Origin of the sequence: Bifidobacterium olomucense (assembly GCF_012932375.1) — a bacterium.
In the GTDB taxonomy this organism is placed as follows: Bacteria; Actinomycetota; Actinomycetes; order Actinomycetales; family Bifidobacteriaceae; genus Bifidobacterium; species Bifidobacterium olomucense.
In genome coordinates this window covers 99,072-125,439 of the sequence record NZ_JAAIIG010000003.1, presented here as the reverse complement: position 1 = coordinate 125,439, position 26,368 = coordinate 99,072, and the positions used below count along the sequence as shown (strand labels likewise).

The window sequence follows — 26,368 nt, the reverse complement described above, 5'->3', positions numbered from 1 at the left end:
TCGTCATCAGAGGGGGCCTGTTCTTTACAATCGGCTGAACATGAATTGGGAGCCAATGATGGTGGCGAGCGGGCGTCCGGTGACTTTCCATCCGCCGAATGGGGTGTTGCGTGCTGCGGAGTGGAACTGATCCGGATCCACGGTCCATTCCTCGTCGGTGTTCAAGATGGCAAGATCGACGTGCCCGGCATCATCCACGCGGCTCAAGTCCAGCAGACGGTTCACGCCTTCGCGCTGAGCCGTGACGGCCTCCCCTGCCTCACGTTCCTCAGCGATCACACCTTCCGGATCGTCACCAGTGGGTGCCGGCTCGGCCCAGTCCTCCACGAGTGCGGCGATATCCGTGGCCTCATGGCCCATCAGCGCTTCCGGCGCTACGGACATGAGCTCGATCAGTCGCTCATCCGAGATGTGACCACCATCCACCAATACCTTGTGACATACGCCATACGCGCATTCCAAACCGATGATGCCGTTGGGTGCTTCGAGGAAGCCCAACGCCTTCTCGTCCATCGTGTGCGGTGCGTGATCGGTGGCCAGCAAGTCGACTGTGCCATCGGCGATGGCTGCGATGGTGGCCTTGCGATCGGCTTCGGAACGCAGCGGCGGGTTCATCTTGGCCAACGTGCCGTATTCGAGCAGCGCTTCATCGCTCAGTGCCAGATAATGCGGTGCGGTTTCGCAGGTGATCGGCAGTCCTTCGGCCTTGGCCTTGCGAATCGCCTCGAACGAAATCGCGGTGCTCACATGCTGGAAATGCACATGGATACCGGTTCGGCGTGCGGCCTCGATATCGCGAGCCACGATCTTCAATTCGGTATCTTCCGGGATGCCGGGAACGCCAAGCTGATGAGAAACCGGACCTTCATTGACGGCACCGGTATCGTGATGCTCGCAGTGCTCAATCAGATACAGATCGGAAGCCTTGGCGTTGGCCAACACCTGATCCAGAATCGGCTCAGGCACCGCGGCACCGTCATCGCTGATGGCAGTGACCGGATGTTCGTTCATGGCCGGAGTCTTGGCATCATCATCGAATCCGGGCACGTATTTGAGCCAATCAGCGGTGTCGGTTGCTTCCTTGCCGGCGCGATCCTTGGATGCGCAGACGCAGAGGTCGTAGCGAACCGGGAGCTTCACGCCGTGGGCGGTGTCGTAGTTCTGAAGGAAATCGATGACGTTGCTGAAGCCGGCTTCGCGCACTTCGCGTGCGCCTGGCTTATCGGCGGCAGCATCGGCATCGGTCACCAGCTGACCATCGAGTGCGGGCAGCGTATTCGGCATGATGAGCACGTTCGTGTAGCCTCCGGAAGCGGAGGCACGGCAACCGGAAACCATCGATTCCTTATAAGTCTGGCCGGGATCGCGGAAGTGCACATGCGGGTCTGCGAAGCCGGGGGCCACGGTCAGTCCCGTGGCATCGATATCGGCACCATCGTGCACGGTGTCGGTATCAGCGAAGTAGGCGTCGGCAAGGCCTGGAACTACCAAATCGATGATCTCACCGGTGTTCCAGACCTTGATGTTGCGTAGGGTGATGCTCACAGTTTGGCTTCCTCGTCACAGTAATCGCAGCGGTATTCAAGGCGATCGGAATGCACCAAATGGAACATCTGCTTGATGTCATGCTCGCTGGTGGTGACGCAACGCGGGTTCACGCATTTGATCACGCCGACAACGTGCTCGGGTAGGTGCGGCTGCTTCTTTTCCACGATTCGCCCGCCACGTACCACATCTACAGTAGCCTGACGCGCTACGAAACCGAGCACGTCAAGATCAATGTCCTTGTCGTCTTCGATTTTGATGATGTCCTTGGAACCGAAGCGCTTGGATGTGGTGTTCATGATCAGCGCGAGCTTGGTTTTGGATGGGTCGATCTTCAGGTATTCCAGTACCTTCAGCGAGGTGCCGGCCGGCACGTGATCGATGATGATGCCGTTGACGATGCTGGTGACTTCCATCAGGCTTGCACCTCCTTGGGGTTGAGCGGTTCATAGCCGGGCAGGTCATCGCCCACCACGGAGCTTTCGAGAGCCATGCGCATGAGCATGCCGTTCTTGACCTGCTCGAAGTAGGCTGCACGCGGATCGTCGTCTACTTCCACGGCGATTTCGTTGACGCGCGGCAGCGGGTGCAACACGGCCATATGCGGCTTGGCGAGGGAAAGCTTCTCCTCGTCGAGGATGTAGGTGTCACGCAAGCGCAGGTAGTCGTCTTCGTTGAAGAAGCGCTCTTTCTGCACGCGGGTCATATACAGTACGTCGAGATCGCCGATCACGGAGGCCAGATCGCGCACCTCCACGTAAGAGCAGGTTGGCGTGGCATTGATGCGGTCGATGACGTATTGCGGGGTCTTGAGCTCGTCCGGGCTGATCAAGATGAAACGCACGTTGCCGAAACGGCAGAGGGTTTCGATCAGGGAGTGCACGGTACGGCCGAACGTCAAGTCACCACACAGGCCCACGGTCAGGTCGGTGATGCGGCCGAAGCGGGACTGCAGCGTGGCGAGATCGGCCAGCGTCTGCGTAGGGTGCATGTGACCACCGTCGCCGGCGTTGATCACCGGCACGGATGCGGCACGGGAGGCCACTAGAGCGGCACCTTCCTTCGGGTGGCGGATGGCAACCACGTCCACGTAGTTCGACACGGTTTTCAGGGTGTCGGAAATCGTTTCACCCTTGGTCACGGAAGCCAGCTGTGCGCCGGCGAAACCGATGACCTTGCCGCCGAGACGCAGCATTGCGGTTTCGAAGCTCAGACGGGTGCGGGTGGAAGGCTCGTAGAACAAGGTGGCGAGCACGCGGCCTTCGCAGGTATGGGAAACTTCCTTGCGATGGGCATCGATGTACTCGGCCTTATGCAACATTTCGAGAATCTGATTGGTAGACAAGTCGTCAAGCGTCACAACGCTTTTGCCGACCATGGGTGTTTCTTTAGACAAGGCTCACCTTTTCGCTCGTGGTTACAGGTGGCCACCCTTTATGTGACCTTATCTAACTTACGCCATTTTTCGGACAGCCGTGTTCACCGAGTGTTCACCCTAAAAAACGCGTCTTTACTCATCGCTGACTATACCGATGACTCATTCCGCAATAATGCTTACTGCTGCTTGCTCAACGTACGGTAATCCAGACTTTATTTACCGTCATCTGGAGAAACGTACACTGACACTTTCTTAGCGTACGTTTCTCCAGATGATGTCCAAATTAGTCTGGGAAAACGTACGCCATCAGGTTTCAGCGTTGGGCGCGACGTCGGTTGGCGGTCAGACGCGGAGCGATAACATGCATGCGCGGCTTTGCGGACTTTTGCGGCACACCAGATGTTCCCGGGCGACCGGCAACCGTTGAAGCAACAGAATTGTCTTCTTCAGTCAGACCGTAGAACAGCCGCTGGCATACGTCACGGCATTTACGCATCACACCAAGCAGATCGTTTTCGAAATGCTGGCCACGGTGTGCACCATACCCGAGGTAGACGGCGATGCCGCCGAGCGAATACATGTCATCGGGCAGAATATCCGCCTGATTGGCGCGACCGGACCACAGGTAGTTGCCGTTGCGGGCAGCCGTGCAGGTGGTCCACGCTTTACGCAGCTGAATAGCGTCGATGACGCTGATGAGCTTCTTGTCTTCCAGTACCTGCAATGCTTCCAACGTGCCGTTGACACGCAGATCCTTGATGTTGCCGGCGTGCTGAAGTTGCAGCAGCTGCACGGTCCATTCCACGTCGGAAAGTCCACCCTTGCCGAGCTTGAGATGACGTTCTCGGCGTACGCCTCGCGGCAGTCGTTCAGCTTCCATACGAGCTTTGAGCTTGCGAATGCTTTGCAGCTCGGCGTCGCTCAGCTCCTGGGTTGGGTAACGCAACGGGTCAGCGATGTTGATGAGGAAATCACGGCCCAGCTCGGCGTCGCCGGCCGCGTATCGGGCGCGCAACAGGGCCTGATGCTCCCACGTCGACGCCCATGAACCGTAGTATTCCTCGCATGAGGCGTATGAGCGGATAATCGGACCGTTCTTGCCTTCCGGCCGAAGGTCCAGATCGAGTTCGATTTTTGGTTCAATAGTGGTGGGCCCCTGAAGAATGTTGCGCAAATCTTCGACAACTTTCTTGGCAAAAGCGTTGGCCTCACCATCATCAGCGCCATCAGCTGGCCGATAAATAAGAATGGCATCCGCATCGGAACTGAAGTTGACTTCTCGTCCGCCGTATCGTCCCATGGCAATGACGGCAATGCTCGCCGGCGCCTGTTCCACTCCGAATTGAGCGAGCTGATGACGAATGGACCAGATCAGCGATGCGTCAATAATGGCATCGTATACGTCGGTCATGGCTTTAAGGCTTGCATCATCAGTGATGACGCCACTCACCCACGACAAGCCGATGCGTTCGATCTCATGGCGACGCATGGCGCGCACGGATGTGGCGAATTCATTGATGCTGCCGCAGAAACGTTCCAGTGCGGAATGCGTTTGCACATCAAGGGCCTCGCGGGTGCGGGCTTTCAGGTTGTCGTCATCGCCCAGCCAACTGATCGATTCGACCGATTTGTTCAGAGCATCGCCGAGAAAACGAGAGTTGGACAGCACATGACACAAACGCTGTGCCGCGGACGTGGAATCTCTCAGGAAGCCGAGATAACCGGATTCGGTGCCGAAGTTCTCTTCCAGTTTGCGCCAGTTGAGCAGACCCATGTCTGGGTTCTGTCCCTCTCCAAGCCACTGCAGTACTGCAGGCAGGATAATGCGGTTGATTTTCGCGGCACGGCCGACACCGGCGGTAAGTGCCTGAACATGCCGGACAGCGGCTTGAGGATCGCCGAAACCGATTGAGGAGAATCGTTCCTGTGCGGCTTCTACGCTGAGCGAAATCTGGTCGTTTTCCAACTGGGCGTTGACCGGCAGCATGGGACGGTAATAGATATCGAGATGAAGGTGACGTACCTCACGGCGTACGTCATCATATTTCTCGACGAGTTCCTCCGGGTGAAGACCGAAAGTGCGGGCAAGACGACGCAGCTCCTGATTCTGATTGAGCTCGTCTACATCGATGTCACGCTTTTTCTCCAGTCCGCCCACAGAGGCACGGCCGAGATCAGGAAACAGATGAGTACGTTTCAACGACCATATCTGCTGACGATGTTCGAGTACACGTTCGAATCGGTAATCCTGAGACATGCGTACAGCTTGCTTGCGGGAAATGTAGCCGCCTTCGGAAAGCCGCTGCAGGGAGTCGAGCGTGTTACTGGTACGCAACGTCTCATCGGTGCGCCCGTGGACCAGCTGCAGCATCTGTACGGTGAACTCCACGTCTCGCAGTCCACCGCGGCCGAGCTTGATCTCACGATCCTTCAGCGGTGCAGGAATGAGATTCTCCACGCGCTGACGCATCTTCTGGCAGTCGTACACGAAATTCTTGCGCTTGGAAGCGGACCAGACGAACGGACGGGTCATATCCATGTATGCCTTGCCGAGGTCGGGATCACCGGCCACCGGTCGCGCTTTGAGCAAAGCCTGGAATTCCCAGTTCTCCGCCCATTGCTCGTAGTAGGTCTTGTGCGAGTCAAGTACACGAACCAGTTGTCCGTCTTTGCCTTCGGGGCGTAATCCTCCGTCGATCTGCCATAAAGGCTGCTCAGCCACTCCCATAATGGCGGACTGACAAACGCGTTGCAGCATGGTGCCCATCTTGGTTCCCACGCGGATAAGCGTCTGATGATCGATCTCCTTGTCTGCCGGTTCGACCACATAAATGAGATCCACATCGGAGACATAGTTCAATTCCTGCGCGCCGAGCTTTCCCATGCCGATGACAGTGAAGCGTACATGTTCGCTGTCTGCCACTTCATGCCTGGCAATGGCCAACGCGCCTTCAAGCGCCGCATCTGCCAAATCCGAAAGCTCGTGGCTGATGGTCGGCTGTATGGCAGCCGGATCATCAGCCACCGCATCCTGAGCGATGATCGCTGCCAATTGTTTGCGGTAGCTGGCGCGAAGCGCAGTAGCCGCCTCGGCAAGCGGTTTGGATGCCACAGGGCATGCCGTTTCATCCGGATCGGCACCGACCGCCTGCAACAGACGGGAACGCCGCTGAGCGTGATTGAACAAATGACTATCGCAATGATCGATTGCCGCGGCTTCCACCAGCTCGGGTTTGAATCTCATGAATTTGCCCATGGCATCGGAAACACCGAGCACGGTAATCAAACGCTTCAGCGCGGATACATCCTGCAGAATGGAATCAAGGTCACGGCCGCTGGACTGCATGGCGTTGACGATGTCCACAAAATTGCTCAGAGCCACATCCGGATCGCAAGCGTGAGCAAGAACGCTCAGCAGTTGCACAAGACGGTTATCGGGAATGCCGTCAACTTTGAGCTGGTCAAATAGAGAGCGGGACCTGTCGAGATCCTGCAGCCCGGCTCGGATGAGGTCCATGGCACTGGGTTTGAACATCGTCTTCGGTTCCATGGAATTCCACTATACCGCCGGGCGGCAGGATTGCGCTCTTATTCTCCGAATAACGGCTGCACGTTATGCCAGATGCGCCGCGTGCTGGCAGGATGATTCATCGAATACAAGTGAATGCCATCCACTCCATGCGCCACCAGATCTGCGATCTGTTGGGAGGCGTACGCGATTCCGGCCGCCCGCAATGCTTCGCCGTCGCCCTCCCATTTGTCAAGCATGACGGCGAGATGCTCCGGAATACGTGAAGCATTTCGTTCAGCCATACGTCGCACGGATTTCGCCCCCCGCACCGGCATGATGCCCGCTTCAATCGGCACGTCGATTCCTGCGGCACGCGCCTTGTCAATGAACCTGTAGAAATCATCGTTGTCGTAGAACAGCTGGGAGATCAGATGAGTGACACCGGCATCCACCTTAACCTTGAGATATTCGATGTCCTGATCCAAGGATTCCGCCTGATAATGTCCTTCCGGATAACAGGCACCGAACACCTTCAGCTCAGGTTTCCGTTCGCGGATATACGCAACGAGGTCGCTGGCATGTTCGAAAACGCCGACCGTCTCCTCCCCCTCGATGTAATCACCGCGCAAGGCGAGCACGGCTTCGACTCCAGCCTGCTCGAACATATCCAGCGCCTCATCGACTTTCGCTTTGTCGGAGTAGAGAGCGGTCAGGTGAGCAACAGCCGGAATACCGTATTCATTGCGTATGGTGTGGGCGATGCGAGCGGTGGCGGTACGATCGGTGTGCGTGCCATGGCCATATGTCACGGAAATGAAATCCGGATTCAAGCCTTCCAGACCGTCAAGCGTGTCATAAATGGTGCCGACAGGCGCGTTGCGCTTCGGAGGGAACACCTCCAGCGAAAACATCGGGGTATGCATATTGTTTTTCCCTTTTCGATCACCGTCATGGCATGGTGGTGGGCACGACGGTATCATTCCAAATCAAGTTCCGCTTTCGTGGCGGAATCACGCAATAGAGGCTGGGCAATATGCATGGCTCCCGACCGTAGGTTTGGCCGAACGGCCTTGATCGTGTCGGATGTCATACATATCGCCCAGCCTCCCACGCTGGAACTCTCTCCTTTAGATTCAGCCCAGCTTGGCGCGCACAGCCTTGGCTGCGGCCACCAGATGCTCCAAGCTCGGCCAAGTCTCGGCGTTACCACGAGTCTTCAGGCCGCAGTCCGGATTGATCCACACCTTTTCGACATCCATCTTCTTGAGGATCTCGTAGATGCGTTCCTCGATCTCCTGCTCGGAGGGGATGCGCGGAGAGTGGATATCGTAGACGCCCGGGCCGGCCTCGGTTTCGAAGTGTGCGTCGTGGATGGCGTCGAGCACGACCAGATCACCACGGGAGGCTTCGAAGGAGATCACGTCCGCATCCATCGCATCGATATCGCGGATGATGTCGTTGAACTCGGAGTAGCACATGTGGGTGTGAATCTGGGTGGTTGGCTTCACCGCGGAGTGCACCAGACGGAAGGCCGGTACTGCCCAGTCGAGATACTTCACATGCCAATCGGACTTACGAAGCGGAAGCTTTTCGCGCAGAGCGGCCTCATCAATCTGAATGACCTTGATACCGGCGGCTTCGAGGTCAAGCACTTCGTCGCGAATGGCGAGGGCCAACTGCTTGGTCTGCTCTTCGTGGGTGATGTCCTCACGCGGCCAGGACCAGTTCAAAATGGTCACCGGGCCGGTGAGCATGCCCTTCATCACATGGTCGGTGCGGGACTGGGCGTATGCGGACCACTCAACGGTAATCGGCTTGGCGCGAGAAACGTCACCCCAGACGATCGGAGGCTTGACGCAACGGGTGCCGTAGGACTGCACCCAAGCGTTCTTGGTGAACAGGAAGCCATTAAGGTTCTGGCCGAAGTATTCGACCATGTCGTTGCGCTCGAATTCGCCGTGAACCAGCACGTCCAGGCCGATTTCTTCCTGATGCTTGATGCAGGCGTCAATCTGTGCCTTGATGAACTCGTCATAGGCTTCCTTGGTGATTTCGCCCTTACGCAGCTTGGCACGCTCGGCGCGCACCTCCTTGGTTTGCGGGAAGGAGCCGATGGTGGTGGTGGGCAGCAACGGCAGGCCAAGAGCCTCACGCTGCAACTTCTGGCGCTCTTCGCGGGCGGGCTGACGTACGTAATCGTCAGCGGACAGTCCATTCACACGATCGGCGACGGCCGGGTCGGTGGCCACACGAGTGCCGTCGAACAGAGCCTGGTTGGCGGCGAGGGCGGCAGAGGCCTTCTTCTCATCCTCAGTGGCGTCAGCGAGAACGGCGACTTCCTTGAGCTCGCCGAGCTTCTCGACGGCGAAGGCGAAGTGCTTGAGGTCGTCAACCGGAATGCCGGTCTCGCATTCGGTGCTAAACGGTACGTGCAGCAGAGAAGATGCGGTAGAGATGGCGACGTTCGGCGTAACCTGCTTCAGGGCGTCTACGAGGCCCAGGGAGGTGGCGTAGTTGTTGCGCCAGATGTTACGGCCATTGATCACGCCGGCGAAGATGGTGGTGTTCGAGGCCACGCCGTACTTGGCCACGGCTTCAAAGTTCTCCTCGCGACCTTCGTTGAGGTCCAGACCGATGCCGTCGAAGCCGAGCAGGTTCACGGTCTCGTACACGTCGGCGATGTGGCCGAAGTAAGTGTTGAGCAGTACCTTGACACCGGCCTTGGCGGCCAGAATCTTGGTGTAGAGGGTCTTGAAGAGCTCCACGTCGCCCGGCTCCTTGTCGAGCACAAGGTACGGCTCGTCGAGCTGAAGCCATTCGGCACCGAGCTCGTTGAACTTGGTAAGCACTTCGGCGTAGACTGCGGCAACGGCGTTGACAAGGCCCTTGTCGTATTCAAGTTCGGTAGCCTGATCGGTGCGGGCGAGCTTCAGGAAGGTGTACGGGCCTATGAGTACCGGCTTGGTGAGAATGCCAAGGGCCTTGGCCTCGTTGAATTCATCGAACGGTTTGGTGGAGTTGAGCTTGATCTCCTCGCCGGGTTCGACCTCAGGCACCAAATAGTGATAATTGGTGGTGAACCACTTTTTCATCGGCAAGGCGGTCACGTCGCCCTTCTCGCCCTGATAGCCACGGGCCATGGCGAAAAGCGTGTCTTCCTGATTCTCGAAGGCAAGACGCTCGTAACGCTTCGGGATCACGTTCAGGAGAATTGCGGTGTCCAGCATCTGATCGTAGTAGCTGAAGTCGTTGCTGGGAATCAGGTCAATGCCGGCGGCCTGCTGCAGCTTCCAATGCTTGGCGCGCAGTTCAGCAGCGGTGGACTTAACAGCAGCGAGATCGTTGGCACCCTTCCAGTAGCCTTCGATGATCTTCTTCAGTTCGCGGTTCTGCCCGATGCGGGGGAAGCCGGAGACGGAAGTCAGAGTGGACATAAATCCTCCAATGTATGCGTTCGTAACCCGATCAGGGTATCAAAACATCGGCGTTTCAGGCCCATAAGAACGCTTTGAGTGTCGTTATAGGGGAAATTTATATCGCTCCTCATTACCTTGTCGTTATTACACACTGGCGTTCTCTGGCGTTCTGCCCTGTTCTCATACCTCACCTTCACGAATATGTAACACTGAGCGTCTTCAAGCGGTACATATTCGCAGTGGGATAAGCAGTGGGATAAGCCTTACAGTCCGCACGCCAAAGCCTTGCGGTCATCAACGTATTGGATGAGAGTCAGTCAAAATCCTTGACATTGATTACAGCGATCAGCTCTCCGCTGTGCACCTGCCATTCGTCGAACGGCTTGTCCGATCCCATGATGACAACGGCCGCCGGAGCGAGACCAAGATTCAGCAGGTCAAGGCGCTCGGTATCCGAATCGGCGGAGGCCAGCCACTGGGAGGCGATTGAAACTGTCGGCTCATGTCCCACGATCATGAATACATGAATCTTGGGCTTCACATGAGATAGTTCATCGAATACGGACTGCACGCCTCCCTCATACAGACTCAGGCGGTAATCGACAATCGGCTCTCCTTCAAATGACTTGAGCATACGGTCAAGCGTCTGACGCGTGCGCATGGCCGATGAGCAAGAAATCTGCTCAGGACTCAATCCCAGCGAAACCAAGCCTTTGCCCACGCTCTTCGCCTGTTTGAGTCCTTTATCGGTCAAGTTGCGGTCACGATCACCTTTTTCGCCGAATGGTTCGGCCTTGGCGTGACGCATGATGATGAGAACGTGCTTGTATTTCTTGGCCGCTTTAGCGACCTTATTGAGTTTGATGCCCACTTCGAGGCTTCCTTTCTTCAAGGTTTGCACAGCTCACATCGGACCACATGAACATATGAATATCGTATTATAGTCTGTTGTGAACGGTCACATGCCTATCGGAAATACCTTAGGAGAACATTAGTCGGCAGATTGCTCAGCACCTTTAGGATTCTGGTACTTTCCAGACTCTTCGCTCTCACTGATTTCGCCCAATTCATGTACCTGACGGTCCAAATCACGCAACACCTTACGCAACTTGTGGTCGGAAATGTCTCGCAGTTCGAGCTCTTCCAGGCGCGCTTCACGCTGCTCATCGGTCAGCTCATCCACGTCGGTCACCGTGTCTTTGGAATACCGTTCGCGCTTCTTCAATGCGGCGAATCCCGATGCCATCGCACGTGAAATCACCAGGAAACCAGTGTGACCAATCATCTGATGATCCGGCCGCACGGCCAAACCCTGCGCCTTCCATGTGCGCTCAAGAGTCTCCTGAATCTGTGGCTCGGTCCAGCAACCAGCCGCACGCAACGCCTCGGCCAGACGGCTCATCTGCGTGGTGGTGGTTACGTAGCAGACCAGCACGCCGCCGGGAGCAATCACCCGATACGCCTGATCCAAGCGATTCCACGGATCCAGCATGTCGAGCATGATGCGATCGAACCAATGCTCGGGAAGGCTCGCTGCCACGGAATCAAAATCACCGGTCAAAAGCCGCCACCAAGCCGGCTTCTCGCCGTAATACAGTGTGGCGTTCGCCTCGGCCACGCGGGCGAATTCGGAGCGCAATTCGATGGTAGTCAGGTGGCCGGTCTCCCCCACGGCGTCCAGCAGGTTAAGGCTCATAGCGCCTGAACCGGCACCGGACTCCAGCACGCGCAGACCGGAACGGATATCGCCGAGCTGAATCACCTGGGCGATATCCTTCGGATACATGATCTGCGCGCCGCGGGGCATCGAGAGTACGTAGTCAGCCAAGCGCGGGCGCATGGCCGCATACTCCCAGCCGCCGATGGCTCGCGAGGACTTCCACGGCTTGTTCTTGTCTTTCTCCGGGTACACCTGGTTCACCTGTGCCTCGCGCTTGGCATGCACGGTGGTGATCACGGTGCCTTCCACAGCGCCAATCACATCGTCGTGCAGGATCAGCCCATGTTCGGTTTGCGTGGAGCCGCCCGGCACCAGCTGGTCGGTGATCTTCTTGCCCTTGCGGTCGGTGAACTGCACCTTCTCGCCCGCAACAAACGCTCCACGCCTGACTCTCATATATCTCCCTATGTGTGGTCAATTTGGTTTTATGCATTTATAGCGTACCGACGCAAACCTTCTCCGCGCTCAACAACTCGCCAGTGCATTGCCATTGCTCATTAACCTGCAATCCGCCTAGCATAGTGCTTTTGCCGCATGTGGCGCAAAACCTTGGTCAACTCTCCATCTTCAATCGACACAGCGAGAGCACCCTCATTCCAATGGTCGGCACGGATTATGAATGTGAGGAGCGCCATGACTGTTTTCGTATTCAACGCATCGAGATCGCCATTACGGAGATACTGATACGGACTCCTGATTCCCGCTCGGCCCAATGTTTCCGAGTACTCATGGTCGCCGCCTTCCCAATCGTTGTAGAAAGCATCCAATACGGCACCCACCATATAAGAGTACATTTCAGGCTTGGAATCCTGCGATATGCCCTGCAATATACCAACCGCATCTGTCAGCGCCAGCAATGGACGAATATCCGGGACATGCTCATCCTGACTCCTCTTGCCATCTCGACGCCCTTCAATCACATCCTCTTCTTTAGGACTCGTACGACCCCAGCCACTACGAGCTTTTTCCAAAGCATTGGCGTACCAGTCAAGTCCCCCGTTCAAGGCAACTTCGAATAAAGCAGTCGCCTCCATATACAAATCGCAAACACTTTCGGAATCCATCTCCGCTGCGGTGGATTGTTCATACCACTCGGCAAGGCGCAGATCAATGCTGGCAAGCACCGCAGCATCCTGCGGATCATCAGAGTTGCATGTTCTTCTCGCTATTTGTTCTGCTTTACCATACAGTTCAACAGCCTTGTTCATATCCTGATCGCAACCTCTGCCGGACTTATATAGATCTCCGAGTTTGTAGCAGCTTTCCTCGTTCCCAAGTTCCGCTCCTCGTGAAAACCAAGTGAATGCGAGCGCCTCGTTTATGTTGCCAATACGCCCATACAGGTACACATAGCCAAGATTCGTCGCAGCCTGCGCATTGCCGATTTCAGCACTTCGCTCATACCAATGAGCCGCCAGCCGAAATAATCGCTCGCGTTCCTCTGATCGAGATTCATGCATCGCAGCGTCATATGCGCGTGCACCCAAATGCAGCGAGATGGCTCCGCCGCACTCTATATCTGCTGTTGCATAATCGAAATCAGTGGCATCCATGATATTTCCTTGCTACGAAGCGGTTTACGAACGATAGTAAAAATGATAGTAAAAGGATATTCGAGATGTCATAGGAGCACGATTCAGAACGAACAGCCCCATTGACTACATTGCGTTTTGCAGAGGTGATGAGCATGCGACTTCGGATGGTCAGTGATTTTGATGCGAACGGCAAGGGACCGTTGTTCTTGATGTTCCACGGATACGGCAATGACGAGAGCGAGATGGTGCGCATCATCAATGCGGTGTATGCGGGCACAGGCGAAGAGCCTGACTATCTGTCGTTCCGAGGCACTTATGCGCGCCCCTACATGGGCGGACACTATTGGTATCCGGACGGATGCGGCGTGGATGAGCGACAGCGTGAGTGCACGGCGGTCGGCGATACGCTGACGCAATTGCTTGATGCACCGGCATTCAAGCATCGGCGCAAGGTGCTTATCGGATTCTCTCAAGGCGGATATCTCTCGTATCGGCTCGTCAAGGCACACCCGTATCTGTTCGACGCGGCGATCCTGCTCAGCCCATCATTCAAGGGCGAGGAGGAAGCCCGTCTCAACTCCCTCACTCGGTTCTTCCTCGCATATGGTTCTTCGGACCATACCATCCCACTGCCTGACCAGCGCACTGCTCGCACAGTGTTGGAAGCCGCCGGTTATCTGACCTATCGCGAATACCCTGGCATGGGCCACGCCATCTGCGATGAGGAAATCTCCGATATTCGCGACTTCCTAACCGCTCAAAAGCTATAAACATTGCGCGAACCATAACGTTGTCTACGGCAACCCCATCGATACACTTCAAACAGCAATCAGCAGCCTTGCGACCGCGCTATCTCGTTTACGAGGGGTTGATTTGAGCCTCGCCGGAGGTCTATCTGCATTACAAGGGGTTTCTTTCAAAGTAAGACCAAAGACAAAATGGCGGAATGACGTTAGCAATTGGCCATTTCTACTTGCGGCTTAACCGCAGAAGAACCCCTCGTAAAGCAGATAGATGTTCCGAAACCCCAAATCAACCCCTTGTAAGCGAGTTACACGTCTCAACTGACATAAGAAGCCGCGATGAGGTCGGAAACAACCGCCCGTTACCGGTGGGCTGAGAAAAGTGACGTTCTGTGCTTAGTGCACGTCCCATTCAGGCTTCCACGTGTACTGCATGTCGTACGCGGAAGCCCAGAACATGTATTCATGCTCGACGCCGACCACAAAGATGTCCTCAAGCTCCTGCTTGCGTTCCTCGCTCAAGCCGTCAACCAGCTCTTCGATATGTGCGAGCAGCCATGCGGAGGAGCTCCAGAACTCCTCGGTCTTGTACATGTCAACCCAGCTCTTGTACGGGTTGCCTTCAAGCGAATCCGCGAACTCGGCGGCCAGACGCTGGCCGTAGTCGGCGTACACCCATGCGCACGGCAGCACTGCCACGAGAACATCCACCAGCGAACCACCGTAGGCGATGGAGAGAATGTTCGACGTGTAGGCGCGTGCGAACGCGGACTGGCGCACGTTGTTCATCTCTTCCTCAGTCACGCCGAAACTCGCCATGTACTTGCGATGCATGGCGGATTCCACGTTGAAAATAGCGTTCTGCACGTTGGCCATGAACTGCATGACCTCCGGATCCTGCGTCTTGGTGAGGGCAAGCGCATGCACCTTGGCGTAATCCTTCAGGTAACGGTAGTCCTGCAGCAGGTAGAACGCGAACTTTTCGCGCGCCAATGTTCCATTGCCGAGTTCGCGCAGGAACGGCTGCTTGTAGCCTTCCTCCCACACCAGGTCGGCGGCTTCGCGCAGACGCTGGGCGAATGGCGGCAGATGATCGAGTGTGATTGGTCCGAATGCGGCGGCGTCAAAAGACATGGATTGCTCCCTTCGATGGTGTTGGCCAACAGGTTCCAAGGGTCAGGCGTACGCCTTTCTCAACCCGGCGCTCCGCTGTGCGTCGTGTTTCCCACGCTGCGCAAACATGCCAAGTTCCCCTGCAACGGCCTTATTATACGGTGTCAACGCCATTTGCAACAGCCCGTACACAGCCCGCGTAATGCAATAATCCGCGAATCAGGCTCACTATAGTAAGCATTGTGAGATGAGCGCTGATGTTGACTGTGATTGCCCGTAATGCAACAGTCGTAACACAACAGTGCAGCGACAACAACAAAGGAGTGGGTATGGCACTAATGGAACCGCCGGCGATTCCGGTTCGCAAAGCACACGATGGTTTGGAACTGCCGGCCATCGGATTCGGCACGTATAAGGTCAACGGTTTCGCGGGTGCTGAAGCCATCAAGTCCGCGCTTCAGGTCGGCTATCGCCTGATTGATTCCGCGTTCAACTATGAGAACGAAGGCATCGTGGGCAAGGCGATCCGCGAGTCCGAGGTGCCACGCGAAGACATTATCGTGGCTTCCAAGCTGCCGGGCCGCCATCATCAGTACGATCAGGCTCGCGTGACCATTGAGGAATCCGTGGCCCGCATGGGTTTGGATTACATCGACCTGTATTTGATTCATTGGCCGAACCCGTCACAGGGCCAGTTCGTAGAGGCTTGGCAGGCTCTGGTCGACGCGCAGAAGCAAGGCATTGTGAAGCATATCGGTGTGAGCAATTTCCTGCCCGGTCACATTGATCTGCTGATTCGTGCCACCGGCGTGACTCCGGCCGTGAACCAGGTGGAACTGCACCCGTTCTTCCAGCAGAACGAGCAACGCGCCTACGATGACGCGCATGGCATCATCACCGAGGCATGGAGCCCGCTCGGCCGCGCCAACCAGATGCTGAAGGATCCCACCATTGTGCGCATCGCCGAAAAGCATGGCGTCTCCCCTGTGGCCGCGATCCTGCGCTGGCATCTGCAGCTGGGTGATGTGGCGATTCCGAAGTCGATGCATGCCGACCGTCAGCGCGCGAACCTCGACCTGACCGGTTTCGAGCTGGACGAGCAGGATATGCAGGACATCGCCGCCATGGATAATCCGGAGGGTTACACGTTCGGCCAGAATCCGCATTGGCATGAGGAAGACTGATTTCTTGTGGTGATTGCGAGTAGCTTCATGATTCCGCAATCACGCACATGTTAACTTCCTGAACTTTTTAGGCGAGCCTATCGCAGACAACCCGATTGTCCGTGATAGGCTCGCCTTGTTGATGGCTACAATGACGCCGCCACCGAACCGAACGGAGAATAACATGACCGACACTTCAGTATTCGATCAGTACCCACTCGATCAATGGAAAGAACCATCCCACCGCATCATGGATCGCTTCTCGCTTGCCGGCAAGAAAGGCTTCGTGACCGGAGGCGCTGGCGGACTTGGCCGTAACGTGGCCGCCGCCTGGGCGGAAGCCGGTGCCGATGTGGCGATCGTCGATCTGCCACGCACCAAGGAGACGCTTGAGCCGCTCGCTCAGGAACTGGCCGAACGTTATGGCGTGAAAGTCGTGCCGTTGTACTGCGATGTTTCCGATAAAGCGCAGGTCGATGCGCTGAAGACTTCGCTGGTTGACTCGCTTGGCACTGTGGACGTGGCGTTCATCAACGCCGGCGTGAACGTGCCCGGCGATGATGCCGACGAACCGTACGAGGTCTGGCAGAAAACCATCGACATCAACCTGACCGGCGCCTACCTGACCGCTCAGATCGCACAGCACATCATGCGCGAGCACAATCACGGCGGCTCCCTGGTGTTCACTTCGTCGCTGTCCGCGCACAATGCGAACTTCATCGCCGGCGGACCTTCCCCGGTGGCCGCATACGGTGCTTCCAAGGCCGGCATCTACGAATATGCGCGCTACTTGGCTGCTGCACTGGCACCCTATGGCATTCGATCGAACGCCATCTCCCCCGGATACGTGTGGTCCGGCATTTTCGAGGGTCGTATCGTGCCCGAAGCACACGATATGATGACCGCTCCCGTGCCGATGCACCGTTTCGGCACCAATGAGGAGATCGCCACCGCGGTACTGTTCCTCGCCAGCGACGCGTCCTCGTATGTGACCGGCACGAACCTGCAAGTTGACGGCGGTTACTCCGTGTATTAAAGCCACTTACATCTTGTTCCCCTGCGGACCAGAGTAGGCGGAGCCGGCAGATCGGGACTGAAGACACCGAGGAACCGGTCACGAGCACAGCGAATCAGCTACCCTGTCTGCTGATGCCGCCCTTGTGACCGGTCGCCTTGAACGGCTGTGCACGTTGCATCGATGTTCCGAATGCAACATGCGCAGTTGTTTTGCATGTGCCCTTTCGTTTGTCTCCGATACGGTATTCATCGTCATTCGCCGTCTGAACTCGAACGACGATGTTCTTTGCTTTCAGCGCTTTCAACCATCGCTCGTCCATACCGTTGTTCTGCCCTTCACTCATGACCGGCACCTGTCATTCGCTTCAACTGCGGGTCGGCAAAGCGTCGGTTGTCCAGCACCGGCAGAATTCGACGGGTTGAATCGAGAGATTCACGGCTGAGCTTGGCAGTAATCAACGCGGAGTCGCCGTCTCCAGTTTCGGCGATGACCTCTCCCATGGGATCAATGATGCGACTGCAGCCAATATTACGTTTACTCACCTCACTGCAAGCCAACACATAGCAGGTGTTCTCCACCGCACGGGAGGCCGTCAACAGTTTCCAGTGGTACTTCTTTCGTGCACCTCGCACCCATGCTGCGCTGACTACGATCACGTCGGCACCGCGTGCGGCCAGGGAGCGAGCGGTTTCCGGGAACCGTACGTCGTAGCATGTCATCATGCCGATACGCCAGCCGTCGATGGTCACCACCGGAGGCAATTCCCTGCCGGGAAGGACCACATCGGATTCCTTCGCAGCGAACGCATCGTATAGATGCAGCTTGCGATAGGTCGCCACGATCTCTCCCTCGCCAATGGCGAGAAACACGTTGGCCACACGATGGTTCGCAACGGACTCATGCCATCCCCCGACTTCATCCCGTCTTGCTTCTTGAGCCTCCGGAACAACATGGACCGTGCCCATCAATACGATGTGATGTATAGTGCTGATTCTTTTCAGTCCCGTCACGAACGGCCCATCAAGCGGTTGAGCATGGGTGGCTGCAAATGAATCATCGTCACCGTCACGTGCGATCAGTCCTTCCGGCAGTACCAGCAGCCTCGCGCCACTGGCCGCCGCATCGCGGGCGAACGCGTCAATCGTCTCCAGATTACGTTCCGGTTCCTTCGCCACCGTAAACTGCGCAACTGCTACCGGCAGACAGTCAAGAGTCTGCATCGTTCACACCAATCCAAGCGTGGCGAAAGCATTGGCCAGACCATCGTCATGGATATCGGTGGTCTGCAAGTCACAGAACTTCTCAATGCCATGAACGGCATTGCCCATGGCCACGGATGTGCCAGCGGCCTTGAGCATGGCGGTGTCGTTGTCGGAGTCACCAACGGCGATAGTATCGGCGATATCGTAACCAAGCGCCGCAGCCACGTCGCGTACAGCTGTGCCTTTGTCGTACCCGGCGATGAGAAGTTCGCCATTGTTCGGTGAGATCTTATCGTACGAGCCGTGCACAAGCTCGAACCAGGGGCTCAAGTCACGCTTCGTGTCCTCGAAAGTCACATCCGGATTTGGTCCGGTGAAATACGAACCCTTGCTTACATGAAGCGTCTGTCCCAATGTGGCCCCGGAGGGAATCTCCACCTCATCGATCAGGTGCCAGAATCGCGCGAACTCACCACGGTTGAACGCTTTGCCTTTGGATTCCAAATGACGACGATACCCTTCCGAAATATACATGCCATCCGCACCCTGCCACTGATAGCTTTCAATGTGGTGCTCACGGAAATATGCCATCGCAGCATCCACAGCATCAGCCGGTACGAGATGCTGAAACAATACCTGCTCCCCCACATTCGCTTGAGCGCCTGCCACGGAGACCACGCCGTCGAAACCGAGATCAAGAATGCTGCGTTCGATTTTCGGCATGGAACGTCCGGTGCAGATGAATAGCTTGTGCCCATTGGACTGCGCTTTGCGGCATGCGACTTTCGCCGATTCCGGCACGATATGCTTTTCGTCCGCCAGCGTGCCGTCAATGTCGATGAACACCAGTTTGCTTGCGACCATCCCTTTTCTCCTCATTGTGCATACGGTTCAGTCACGTCCTCATCAACGACAAGAATATACCAATCGTTATCATCTGCCCATGTGAACTATTTCGTCGATTCCGAATGCGACGTGTGATATGCAAGCGAGTCTGACTGGTCGTTTACATCGAACGCTCTTCTGCCTCGCCTCGCGTGATGAACGGCATGCAACAAAGCGCAAACGCAAAGAAAACAGCGGCATAAATGAACATCCACTTGTATGTTCCCGCCGCTTGCTGAATCAGGCCGAATACCGCAGGACTGACTGACGCCGCGAATGCTGTCGCCAGATAGTAATAAGCCGTCATGGCCCCAGTGTTTTCTCTGCCTCCCAGTTCGGCAATCCATGGAAACGCATTCACATAGACCAGCGTCCATAGAAACCCGTAGCCGAATGCAAGCATCGGCACCAAGGATGCCGACGCAATCCATGGCATCGGAACGAACATGAGTATCGCCAGAATCAAGCCGACGCTCATCGTGTTCCGACGTCCAAACTTCGTACCAATCCAACCTGCAGGTATATCAGACGCCATCGCGCCTATCGCATACCAAACCAAGCTCCCGCCAGCTACTGCAGCTTCCATGCCGAGATCATGAACTGCGAACAAACTGAAGTACGTTTCGACGGCGTTCCCACCAAACGTATAGAGAAACAGCACTGCGAGAATCAGCACAAAGCTTCTGCGCGCCTCCTCGTCCAAATCGAGTTTCGGGATTACGGCCTGCCTCAACTCTTTCCAACTGACAAACGGTATACGAGCGGGTTCACCTGGTTTGGTCCGGAAATCATCCGGTTCCTTGACGAGGAAATTCAAGGCGAACAGTGCGGCGACCATGATGATGCTTCCACTGATGAACGCCGGGCCCATTCCGTAGTGTTTGTATAAGTAGCTGCCGGCCAGCAATGCGATTACGTTTCCGACGGCGCCCATGAAGTTGATAATGCCGTTCGCCTGACTTCGTACATGTGAATCGGTTACATCAGGCATAAGGGCCACGATCGGTGCACGGCAGGCGGACATAAGGACCGCGTACAGAATAATTGCGATGACGGTGAGCGGCGCAGTTGGTGCGATAGCGATCAGCATCAGGCATACGGCGGCGACGGGTATCGCGAACAATGCGAACGGCATTCGCCGTCCCCATCTGGTTCTCACCTTATCGGATATCAGGCCGAAGAACGGTTGAATGGTAAACCCACAGAAATTGTCGATGCCCATGATGACTCCGACAAGGGCCGTGGGAAGCATCATGTCTTTGAGTTTGATCGGCACGTAAGCGTTGTACAGCGCCCATGCGGCGCTGATGGCAAACATGCCGAATCCAATGGAGAAGGTTTGCGCGTAATTGAGACGAGTCTTACCGTTTGCAGACATGGTCAGCGGCTTTCATCGCGAATGCTGCGAGCAACTGCCGGCCTGTCGGTGATGATGGCAGGAACATCATGTTCAATCATCCAACGAATGTCATCTTCATTGTCGACAGTCCAAGCGACGGGTTTGATCGAATGATCCCGCAAACCTTCAAGAATTCCAGGGCCTTCGGTCAGATTCCTGTAGAACGGGTGGATCACGTCGGTATGCATCGTTTCCGCATATTTCCAGGGCTCTATCAATCCCTCGTTGTACAGAGGGGCGATTACGGCATCGGGATCATATTCGCGCAATGCAAGAAGGCTGAAATGGTTGAAATTCGAATACCAGACTCGGTCTGCCATATCATATTCACGCACAAGATCAACTATCTTGCGCTCGATGCCTGGATAGATCACCTCAGCGCTTTTGATCTCGATGTTCACGACGAATCCAGGCTGGCTCCGAAAGAGTTCAAGCACTTCACTGAGCAGCGGGACTCGTGTCGGCTTTATGTACCCGGGCTTTTGAATCGAAAAATTCAAGTGACTTATATAATCGTATGTCTTGTCTATAAGGAATCCATGCCCGTCGGTCATTGCATCCAATTGTGCATCATGAATGCAGACCAGTTGACCGTCACCGGTCATCTGGACATCGAGTTCGGTGCCATCGGCACCTTCTGCGATCGCGAGGCGGAACGCTTCCATCGTGTTGGACGGTGCGGCATGGGCAGCGCCTGCATGCCCAAGAATTGTAGTGCTCACGCTATAAGTACTATCCACACAACATGTTCAACACGATGCAGGGTCAAAACCGGAACGCGAATACTAGGTGAACAAAGGAATTCGACGGTTCTTAAAGGCAAGAAACTAGGCAAGAAACTGCGAGAAGGCACAAAAACCGATGCAGCTTGATTTTCGTCTCGTAGCGTCTCTCATGGAGAAAAGCACGAAACGACAATCAAGCCACATCAATGATTTCCCGCTATTGTTTCACCGGGATCTCGGATATCGAATAAACCGATTACTTGATAGAGTCGAGGAATTCATCAAGTCTTGCGTTGAACTTATCCGGATACTCGTAAGCCATGAGATGCCCACCCATCACATAAGTGGGAGTTTCAGGTCGTTCCTTGCCGGTTCTTTGATGCATCAATGACTAATCTCAAAATTAGGCGTTGATTGCTCAACTCACGTAACGTTCAGGGTATTGTTCAGGCATCGAACAGTGATTCTACGCGGTGCAAAATCCTCCGGTATTAGTTGGTCACACCTGATCACACCGCATAGGCTGACCAGCGGCCGTGGCTGTGCTCGACTTCGATGGGCATGCCGAACAGGGCGGAGAGACGTTTGTCGGTCAGGCCTTCTTCAAGTGGACCTGAGTAGACGATGGTACCCGCGCCGGGATTACCCATCGCGTCGATGCCATCGCTGGTGGCGTCTTCGGCCGGAATTGGCTTCCTTCCCATGATGGCGATGTGGTCGAATCCTGCGGGGATCTCCTCGAGACGGTGGGTCACGAGCACCACCGCGCGATCAGAGTTCTCCTCGCCGATGCGGCTCAACGTGCGCATCACCTGTTCGCGGCCACCCAAGTCAAGACCTGTGGTCGGCTCGTCCATGATGAGCAGTTCGGGGTTGCCCATCAGCGCACGGGCAATGAGTACTCGCGTGCGTTCGCCTTCTGACAAACGCCACATCTGCTTGCCTTCCAAGTAGCCCACGCGGAAATCATGGAGGAGCTGGCGAGCGCGTGCATATTCCGCCTCGGTGTAAGTGTCCTGCCAGCGGCCGGTGACTGCGGAAAGGCCGGTGACCACGGCGTCCAGCGGATCTTCGAAATCCGGGAATTGGCGGCCCAAATCAGCGGATGCGAGACCGATACGCGTGCGAAGCTTGAACACATCGTACTTTCCGAGCTGATGGCCAAGGATGAACACGCGGCCTTCCGATGGGAAGGTTCGGGTGGCGAGCATGCCCACCGCCGTAGATTTGCCGATACCGTTCGGACCGAACAGCACCCACCGCTCCCCTGTCTTGACGGTCAGGTTTACATCGGTGATGATCACGCGGCGGTTGCGGCGGAATTCAACATTGTCGAGTTGCAGAACGGTGGTGTCACTCACGATTATCGGTTCCTGTGTCCAAATATGATTTGTTTACTCATTCAATAATAAAGAGGGAGAGACTCGTCTTGTGGGCGATGTCTCTCCCTCCGTCACGCTACGCGTGCCACCTCCCTCATCAGAGGGAGGCTGGGATAGGTCAATTCAGTAGATGCCTCTTGCCAGAGGGAAGCTCAGAAGAGCTTACTTCTTCTGTTCATCGAGAACGGACTGGTAGACCTTGACGGTTTCGTCGGCGATGGATTCCCAGCTGAACACGTCACGGGCGCGCTCGTAGCCGGCCTGGCCCATCTTCTTGCGCAACTCCGGATCGGCCATGATCTTGTTGATGGCGTCGGCCATGTCATGCACGAACTTGTCCGGATTGGTTGGGGTACCGGTACCGTCGTGCAGCTGGTCGATCGGCACCAGATAGCCGGTCTCACCGTCTACCACAACCTCAGGAATGCCACCGGTGGCGGAAGCGACCACGGGCAGACCGCAAGCCATGGCCTCAAGGTTCACGATGCCCAACGGCTCATAAATCGACGGGCAGATGAAGGCGTCGCAGCCATGCTCCAGCGCGGACAGCTCGTTCTTCGGCAGCATCTCCTCAATCCATACGATGTTGCCGCGTTCCTTGTCGAGCTCGGCGAACGAGGTCTTGACCTCTTCCATGATCTCCGGAGTGTCCGGAGCACCGGCACACAGCACCACCTGAACATCCGGGTTCACGAAGTGCAGGGCCTTCAGCAGGTATGGCAGACCCTTCTGGCGGGTGATGCGGCCCACGAACAGCAGGGTCGGCTTGGAACGATCGATGTTGTAGCGCTCGAACACCTTCCAGCCCGGATCGTCCGCGGCCGGAGTGGCGAACTCAGACATGGTGATGCCGTTGTAGACCACAACCACCTTATCCGGGTCGAGGCTCGGGTAGGCGGCGAGAATATCCTTCTTCATGCCGCCGGAGACGGCGATCACGCGGTCGGCGTGCTCGTAGGCGTCCTTTTCGGCCCAAGAGCTCAGGTTGTAGCCTCCGCCGAGCTGCTCACGCTTCCACGGGCGGAACGGTTCCAAGGAGTGCGCGGTGATGACCAGCGGAGTGCCGTGCAGCATTTTCGCCAGATAGCCGGCGAGGCAGGCGTACCAAGTATGCGCATGAATAATGTCAGCATCGACATCGTTGGCGATCTGCAGATCCACGCCAAAGGTTTTCAAAGCAGGGTTTGCATCAGCGAGCTCGGATGGAGTGTCATAGCCTACGACCTTCAGGCTGCCCTTGGCTTCGGCGGCATTCGGAATAGCCGGCACATCGGCTTCGGTGCGTTTGCCATCAAAAGCGCGTACGGTCACATCAATGCGTTCGGCCAATACCTTGGACAGCTCTTCGGCGTGCACACCGGCACCACCATAAACGTGCGGCGGATATTCACGGGTGAGAATGTCAACTTTCATCGGATTAGCTCTCCTTCGTGCATCGAGAAAATCAAGCAATACCCACTTTAAAGCACGAGACCCGCAAAAACGCACAATTTCCAACGTGCGTTTTGTTATTCACCCCTCGTATTGCCGTGTATAAGTATTGTTATGTGCGCGTAGTGACCAAGGTGCCGCACAGATACTGCGATTTTCTCGACTGTCATTCTTTCGGAAGAAAGGGGCAAGAACTGCGTTGGTCCACCTGTGCACCGCGCAGTCATTACAAAACGGGCAGTATCTGCGTATCCTATTCATACATACGCGCAGTTACTGCCCGTTACCATTACCGAGTCAGACGGCAGTGCCGTTCTGGTCGAGATTCGGATTGTGCTTGGAATCGCCGGCGGTGAAGAACAGGCTCACGACGCCCACGATGAACACGCCGGAAACGGTGGCAATCAGCCACATAGGGTGACTCGGCAGCCACATCACCACGAAGAACGCGATGATGGCCAGCGCGATAAGCGTCCAACTTCCCACTCGGAACCACTGGCGCACGGAGTGCGGTGCCTTGAACATCTTTGGATCCGTATAATCCGGATTGGTGTTCAGGACAGTTTCCACTTCGGCGATGTGCCCGCCGCTTGGCTTCCACTCGCCATCCGTACCATCCTGCAGACGGATCGACTTCTGCTGCAGCTGATATTCGTCAATCATGCCTGCCCGGCCACGACCGCGTGTGGCATCATACTGCGACGGAATGCCCTTGCGATTGGCTTTGGCTTGGGCACGACGTTCTGCACGATTTGGCATTTCAATACTCCTGTTCCAATGATGGCACCGTTGGCTATATTACTCGCTTGCCGACGGCCGGACGCACGGAATCCACGAAACGTACGGTTGTACTGGAACACCTCGTTGTCCTTGAGCTTCTTGACCGCAGATTCCTACAACCGCATGTATGTCTGCCGACCTTGACCTAGATACGGAATCAGGTTGACTCGTTTTACGTAGATGGTGCAGTCATCCATATGGATCACCATACGTAAGCAGGCTCCTCATTATCCACGATGGCGTCCATCATGGTGGTTGCGTTCACGACCTTGTGACCCGCATGGACCGGGTCCTGCATGTTATAGGACGGATCAAGTATGTGGTATTGCGTGATGGTTCCGTTCTCGTCCGTGTCGTAGCCCATGACCACTACCACATGGTTGCCATGGTCGAACCATGGGTAGAGCACGTGGACGTCCACGGCGGCGAACACCGGATAGTCGTCGGCGAGATCGGTCTTCACCCGTTGGGCGAACGTCTGCGCGATGGCCGGATCTTCATCCCCTATGGCGATGGTCTGCACGCGATACCCCGCGCCGGAAGGCGTCGCCGTCTCCTCGCCGAACAGGTAGGCATTGGCAACGCGGGCCAGATCCACGTATTCCGTGCCGGTCACCGGCTTTGTATTCATGCGTTCGGCCAGTGTAGTCTGGCCTACGTCTATTCCTTTATATGCCAGTACCATCTGCAGGGAGCCAGGCACGCACCAGTAGCCGTTCTCCTGCACACGCTGCGGCACGTCGAGCATCACGCGACCGGTGTTCGGCTCGGCTTGGACTCTTCTGTCCGCGCATTCCGGCAGGGATTCTGCTTTCTCGCCAGCAGCATTGCAGAGCCATTCATCGCCGGGATAGGATTCGCCCACATCTGCGTTGAGCCCGGCGAGCTCCTTGGGGTTGTGCAGTGTCGCAGGTTCCGGCACGGCCTGTTTTGTTTCTGATTGGTCTTCACCAGGCGTGATTTCCTGCGATTGACCGGACTGGTCTGCGTTGGGATTGGCCGCGGAGGGCGCCGGAATCCGGGCCGTATTCCACATCAGTGCGACAGCTCCGAACAGTATGGAAAAAACGATGATGGAGGCCAGCATGGCTGTTCGCGTGCGCTTCATTGCGTGCCGCCTTTCCCTATGAATCCATGGTACCGTGCGTGCACGCAAAACACCATTAAGTATGCGGTCGGACCATACTCCCGCATACTTAATGTCACTTTTGTGGTCCTAACCGACCCTAAGTATGCGAGGCCTTCGTTCAGCCGCATACTTAGTACCGGTTTCGAGCGATACCGTTTTCCTGCGGCCGAGACCCGCTCGTTCACTGCACCTCAAACCGTTTCCGGCGGATAGCTCCCTGACAGGGGCGCCGAGGATGGTCCAGAGAACAAGAAAGCTCCCCTTCCGGGAAGAAGGGGAGCTAGCAGGATGCG

22 protein-coding genes are annotated in these 26,368 nt (G+C 56.2%); 3 read left to right on the top strand and 19 right to left on the bottom strand.

Translation table 11 applies throughout. From position 1 onward, the window contains the following. Positions 1-24: 24 nt before the first annotated feature. The 9 genes from G1C97_RS04240 to G1C97_RS04200 all read right to left on the bottom strand — a co-directional run bounded on the left by G1C97_RS04240 (position 25) and on the right by G1C97_RS04200 (position 13,123). Complete coding sequence (locus G1C97_RS04240; RefSeq protein ID WP_169240697.1) at positions 25-1,545, bottom strand: dihydroorotase; 1,521 nt, start codon at positions 1,543-1,545, stop codon at positions 25-27. Beyond that, complete coding sequence (locus G1C97_RS04235) at positions 1,542-1,961, bottom strand: aspartate carbamoyltransferase regulatory subunit (RefSeq protein ID WP_169240696.1); 420 nt, start codon at positions 1,959-1,961, stop codon at positions 1,542-1,544. Before G1C97_RS04235 ends, G1C97_RS04240 begins: the two co-directional genes overlap by 4 nt. Beyond that, positions 1,961-2,923: an aspartate carbamoyltransferase gene (pyrB, locus tag G1C97_RS04230; RefSeq protein WP_169240695.1), complete on the bottom strand. Its 963-nt coding sequence runs from the start codon at positions 2,921-2,923 to the stop codon at positions 1,961-1,963. The genes G1C97_RS04235 and pyrB overlap by 1 nt, the downstream gene beginning before the upstream one ends. A gap of 313 nt (positions 2,924-3,236) precedes the next feature. Beyond that, positions 3,237-6,473: a bifunctional [glutamine synthetase] adenylyltransferase/[glutamine synthetase]-adenylyl-L-tyrosine phosphorylase gene (locus G1C97_RS04225; protein ID WP_169240694.1), complete on the bottom strand. Its 3,237-nt coding sequence runs from the start codon at positions 6,471-6,473 to the stop codon at positions 3,237-3,239. Between the two features lie 38 nt (positions 6,474-6,511). Further along, entirely contained in the window at positions 6,512-7,357 is an 846-nt protein-coding gene (gene metF / locus G1C97_RS04220) for a methylenetetrahydrofolate reductase [NAD(P)H] (protein ID WP_169240693.1), read from the bottom strand. A gap of 210 nt (positions 7,358-7,567) precedes the next feature. Beyond that, positions 7,568-9,868: a 5-methyltetrahydropteroyltriglutamate--homocysteine S-methyltransferase gene (metE, locus tag G1C97_RS04215; protein WP_169240692.1), complete on the bottom strand. Its 2,301-nt coding sequence runs from the start codon at positions 9,866-9,868 to the stop codon at positions 7,568-7,570. 295 nt (positions 9,869-10,163) lie between these two features. Beyond that, positions 10,164-10,721 carry a SixA phosphatase family protein gene (locus G1C97_RS04210; protein ID WP_169240691.1) on the bottom strand — a complete coding sequence of 186 codons (558 nt, stop codon included), beginning with the start codon at positions 10,719-10,721 and terminating at the stop codon, positions 10,164-10,166. A 120-nt stretch (positions 10,722-10,841) separates the two neighbouring features. Beyond that, positions 10,842-11,966 carry a tRNA (adenine-N1)-methyltransferase gene (locus G1C97_RS04205; RefSeq protein WP_169240690.1) on the bottom strand — a complete coding sequence of 375 codons (1,125 nt, stop codon included), beginning with the start codon at positions 11,964-11,966 and terminating at the stop codon, positions 10,842-10,844. Positions 11,967-12,067: 101 nt separating this feature from the next. Further along, complete coding sequence (locus G1C97_RS04200; protein WP_169240689.1) at positions 12,068-13,123, bottom strand: DUF6508 domain-containing protein; 1,056 nt, start codon at positions 13,121-13,123, stop codon at positions 12,068-12,070. Between the two features lie 134 nt (positions 13,124-13,257). Between G1C97_RS04200 and G1C97_RS04195 the strand changes: the two genes are divergently transcribed. Then, the gene (locus G1C97_RS04195) at positions 13,258-13,875 is read left to right on the top strand and encodes an alpha/beta hydrolase (RefSeq protein WP_169240688.1); all 618 of its coding nucleotides are present in this window, start codon (positions 13,258-13,260) and stop codon (positions 13,873-13,875) included. 369 nt (positions 13,876-14,244) lie between these two features. Here the strand turns inward: G1C97_RS04195 and tenA are convergent, their stop codons facing one another. After that, the gene (tenA, locus tag G1C97_RS04190; RefSeq protein WP_169240687.1) at positions 14,245-14,982 is read right to left on the bottom strand and encodes a thiaminase II; all 738 of its coding nucleotides are present in this window, start codon (positions 14,980-14,982) and stop codon (positions 14,245-14,247) included. 308 nt (positions 14,983-15,290) lie between these two features. Between tenA and G1C97_RS04185 the strand changes: the two genes are divergently transcribed. Then, positions 15,291-16,145 (top strand): aldo/keto reductase, encoded by an 855-nt coding sequence (locus G1C97_RS04185; RefSeq protein ID WP_205832519.1) that lies wholly within the window; start codon positions 15,291-15,293, stop codon positions 16,143-16,145. A 163-nt stretch (positions 16,146-16,308) separates the two neighbouring features. After that, positions 16,309-17,160, top strand: coding sequence for an SDR family NAD(P)-dependent oxidoreductase (locus tag G1C97_RS04180; RefSeq protein ID WP_240951004.1), 852 nt, complete (start codon positions 16,309-16,311; stop codon positions 17,158-17,160). A gap of 94 nt (positions 17,161-17,254) precedes the next feature. Here G1C97_RS04180 and G1C97_RS04175 read toward each other — a convergent pair whose 3' ends face one another. The 9 genes from G1C97_RS04175 to G1C97_RS04135 all read right to left on the bottom strand — a co-directional run bounded on the left by G1C97_RS04175 (position 17,255) and on the right by G1C97_RS04135 (position 26,054). Further along, entirely contained in the window at positions 17,255-17,485 is a 231-nt protein-coding gene (locus G1C97_RS04175; RefSeq protein WP_240951003.1) for a hypothetical protein, read from the bottom strand. Then, the gene (locus G1C97_RS04170; protein ID WP_169240685.1) at positions 17,478-18,362 is read right to left on the bottom strand and encodes a carbon-nitrogen hydrolase family protein; all 885 of its coding nucleotides are present in this window, start codon (positions 18,360-18,362) and stop codon (positions 17,478-17,480) included. The genes G1C97_RS04175 and G1C97_RS04170 overlap by 8 nt, the downstream gene beginning before the upstream one ends. A 3-nt stretch (positions 18,363-18,365) precedes the next feature. Continuing rightward, positions 18,366-19,208 (bottom strand): HAD family hydrolase, encoded by an 843-nt coding sequence (locus G1C97_RS04165; RefSeq protein ID WP_169240684.1) that lies wholly within the window; start codon positions 19,206-19,208, stop codon positions 18,366-18,368. Positions 19,209-19,350: 142 nt separating this feature from the next. Further along, positions 19,351-20,607: an MFS transporter gene (locus tag G1C97_RS04160; protein ID WP_169240683.1), complete on the bottom strand. Its 1,257-nt coding sequence runs from the start codon at positions 20,605-20,607 to the stop codon at positions 19,351-19,353. A gap of 2 nt (positions 20,608-20,609) precedes the next feature. Further along, positions 20,610-21,350 carry a glycerophosphodiester phosphodiesterase family protein gene (locus tag G1C97_RS04155; protein ID WP_169240682.1) on the bottom strand — a complete coding sequence of 247 codons (741 nt, stop codon included), beginning with the start codon at positions 21,348-21,350 and terminating at the stop codon, positions 20,610-20,612. A gap of 512 nt (positions 21,351-21,862) precedes the next feature. Continuing rightward, the gene (locus tag G1C97_RS04150) at positions 21,863-22,714 is read right to left on the bottom strand and encodes an ABC transporter ATP-binding protein (protein ID WP_169240681.1); all 852 of its coding nucleotides are present in this window, start codon (positions 22,712-22,714) and stop codon (positions 21,863-21,865) included. A gap of 183 nt (positions 22,715-22,897) precedes the next feature. Then, positions 22,898-24,148, bottom strand: a complete 1,251-nt coding sequence (gene glgA, locus G1C97_RS04145; RefSeq protein WP_169240680.1) for a glycogen synthase — start codon at positions 24,146-24,148, stop codon at positions 22,898-22,900. A gap of 315 nt (positions 24,149-24,463) precedes the next feature. After that, positions 24,464-24,925, bottom strand: a complete 462-nt coding sequence (locus G1C97_RS04140; RefSeq protein ID WP_169240679.1) for a tripartite tricarboxylate transporter TctB family protein — start codon at positions 24,923-24,925, stop codon at positions 24,464-24,466. 223 nt (positions 24,926-25,148) lie between these two features. Then, positions 25,149-26,054, bottom strand: coding sequence for a C39 family peptidase (locus G1C97_RS04135; protein ID WP_169240678.1), 906 nt, complete (start codon positions 26,052-26,054; stop codon positions 25,149-25,151). Positions 26,055-26,368 lie beyond the last annotated feature (314 nt).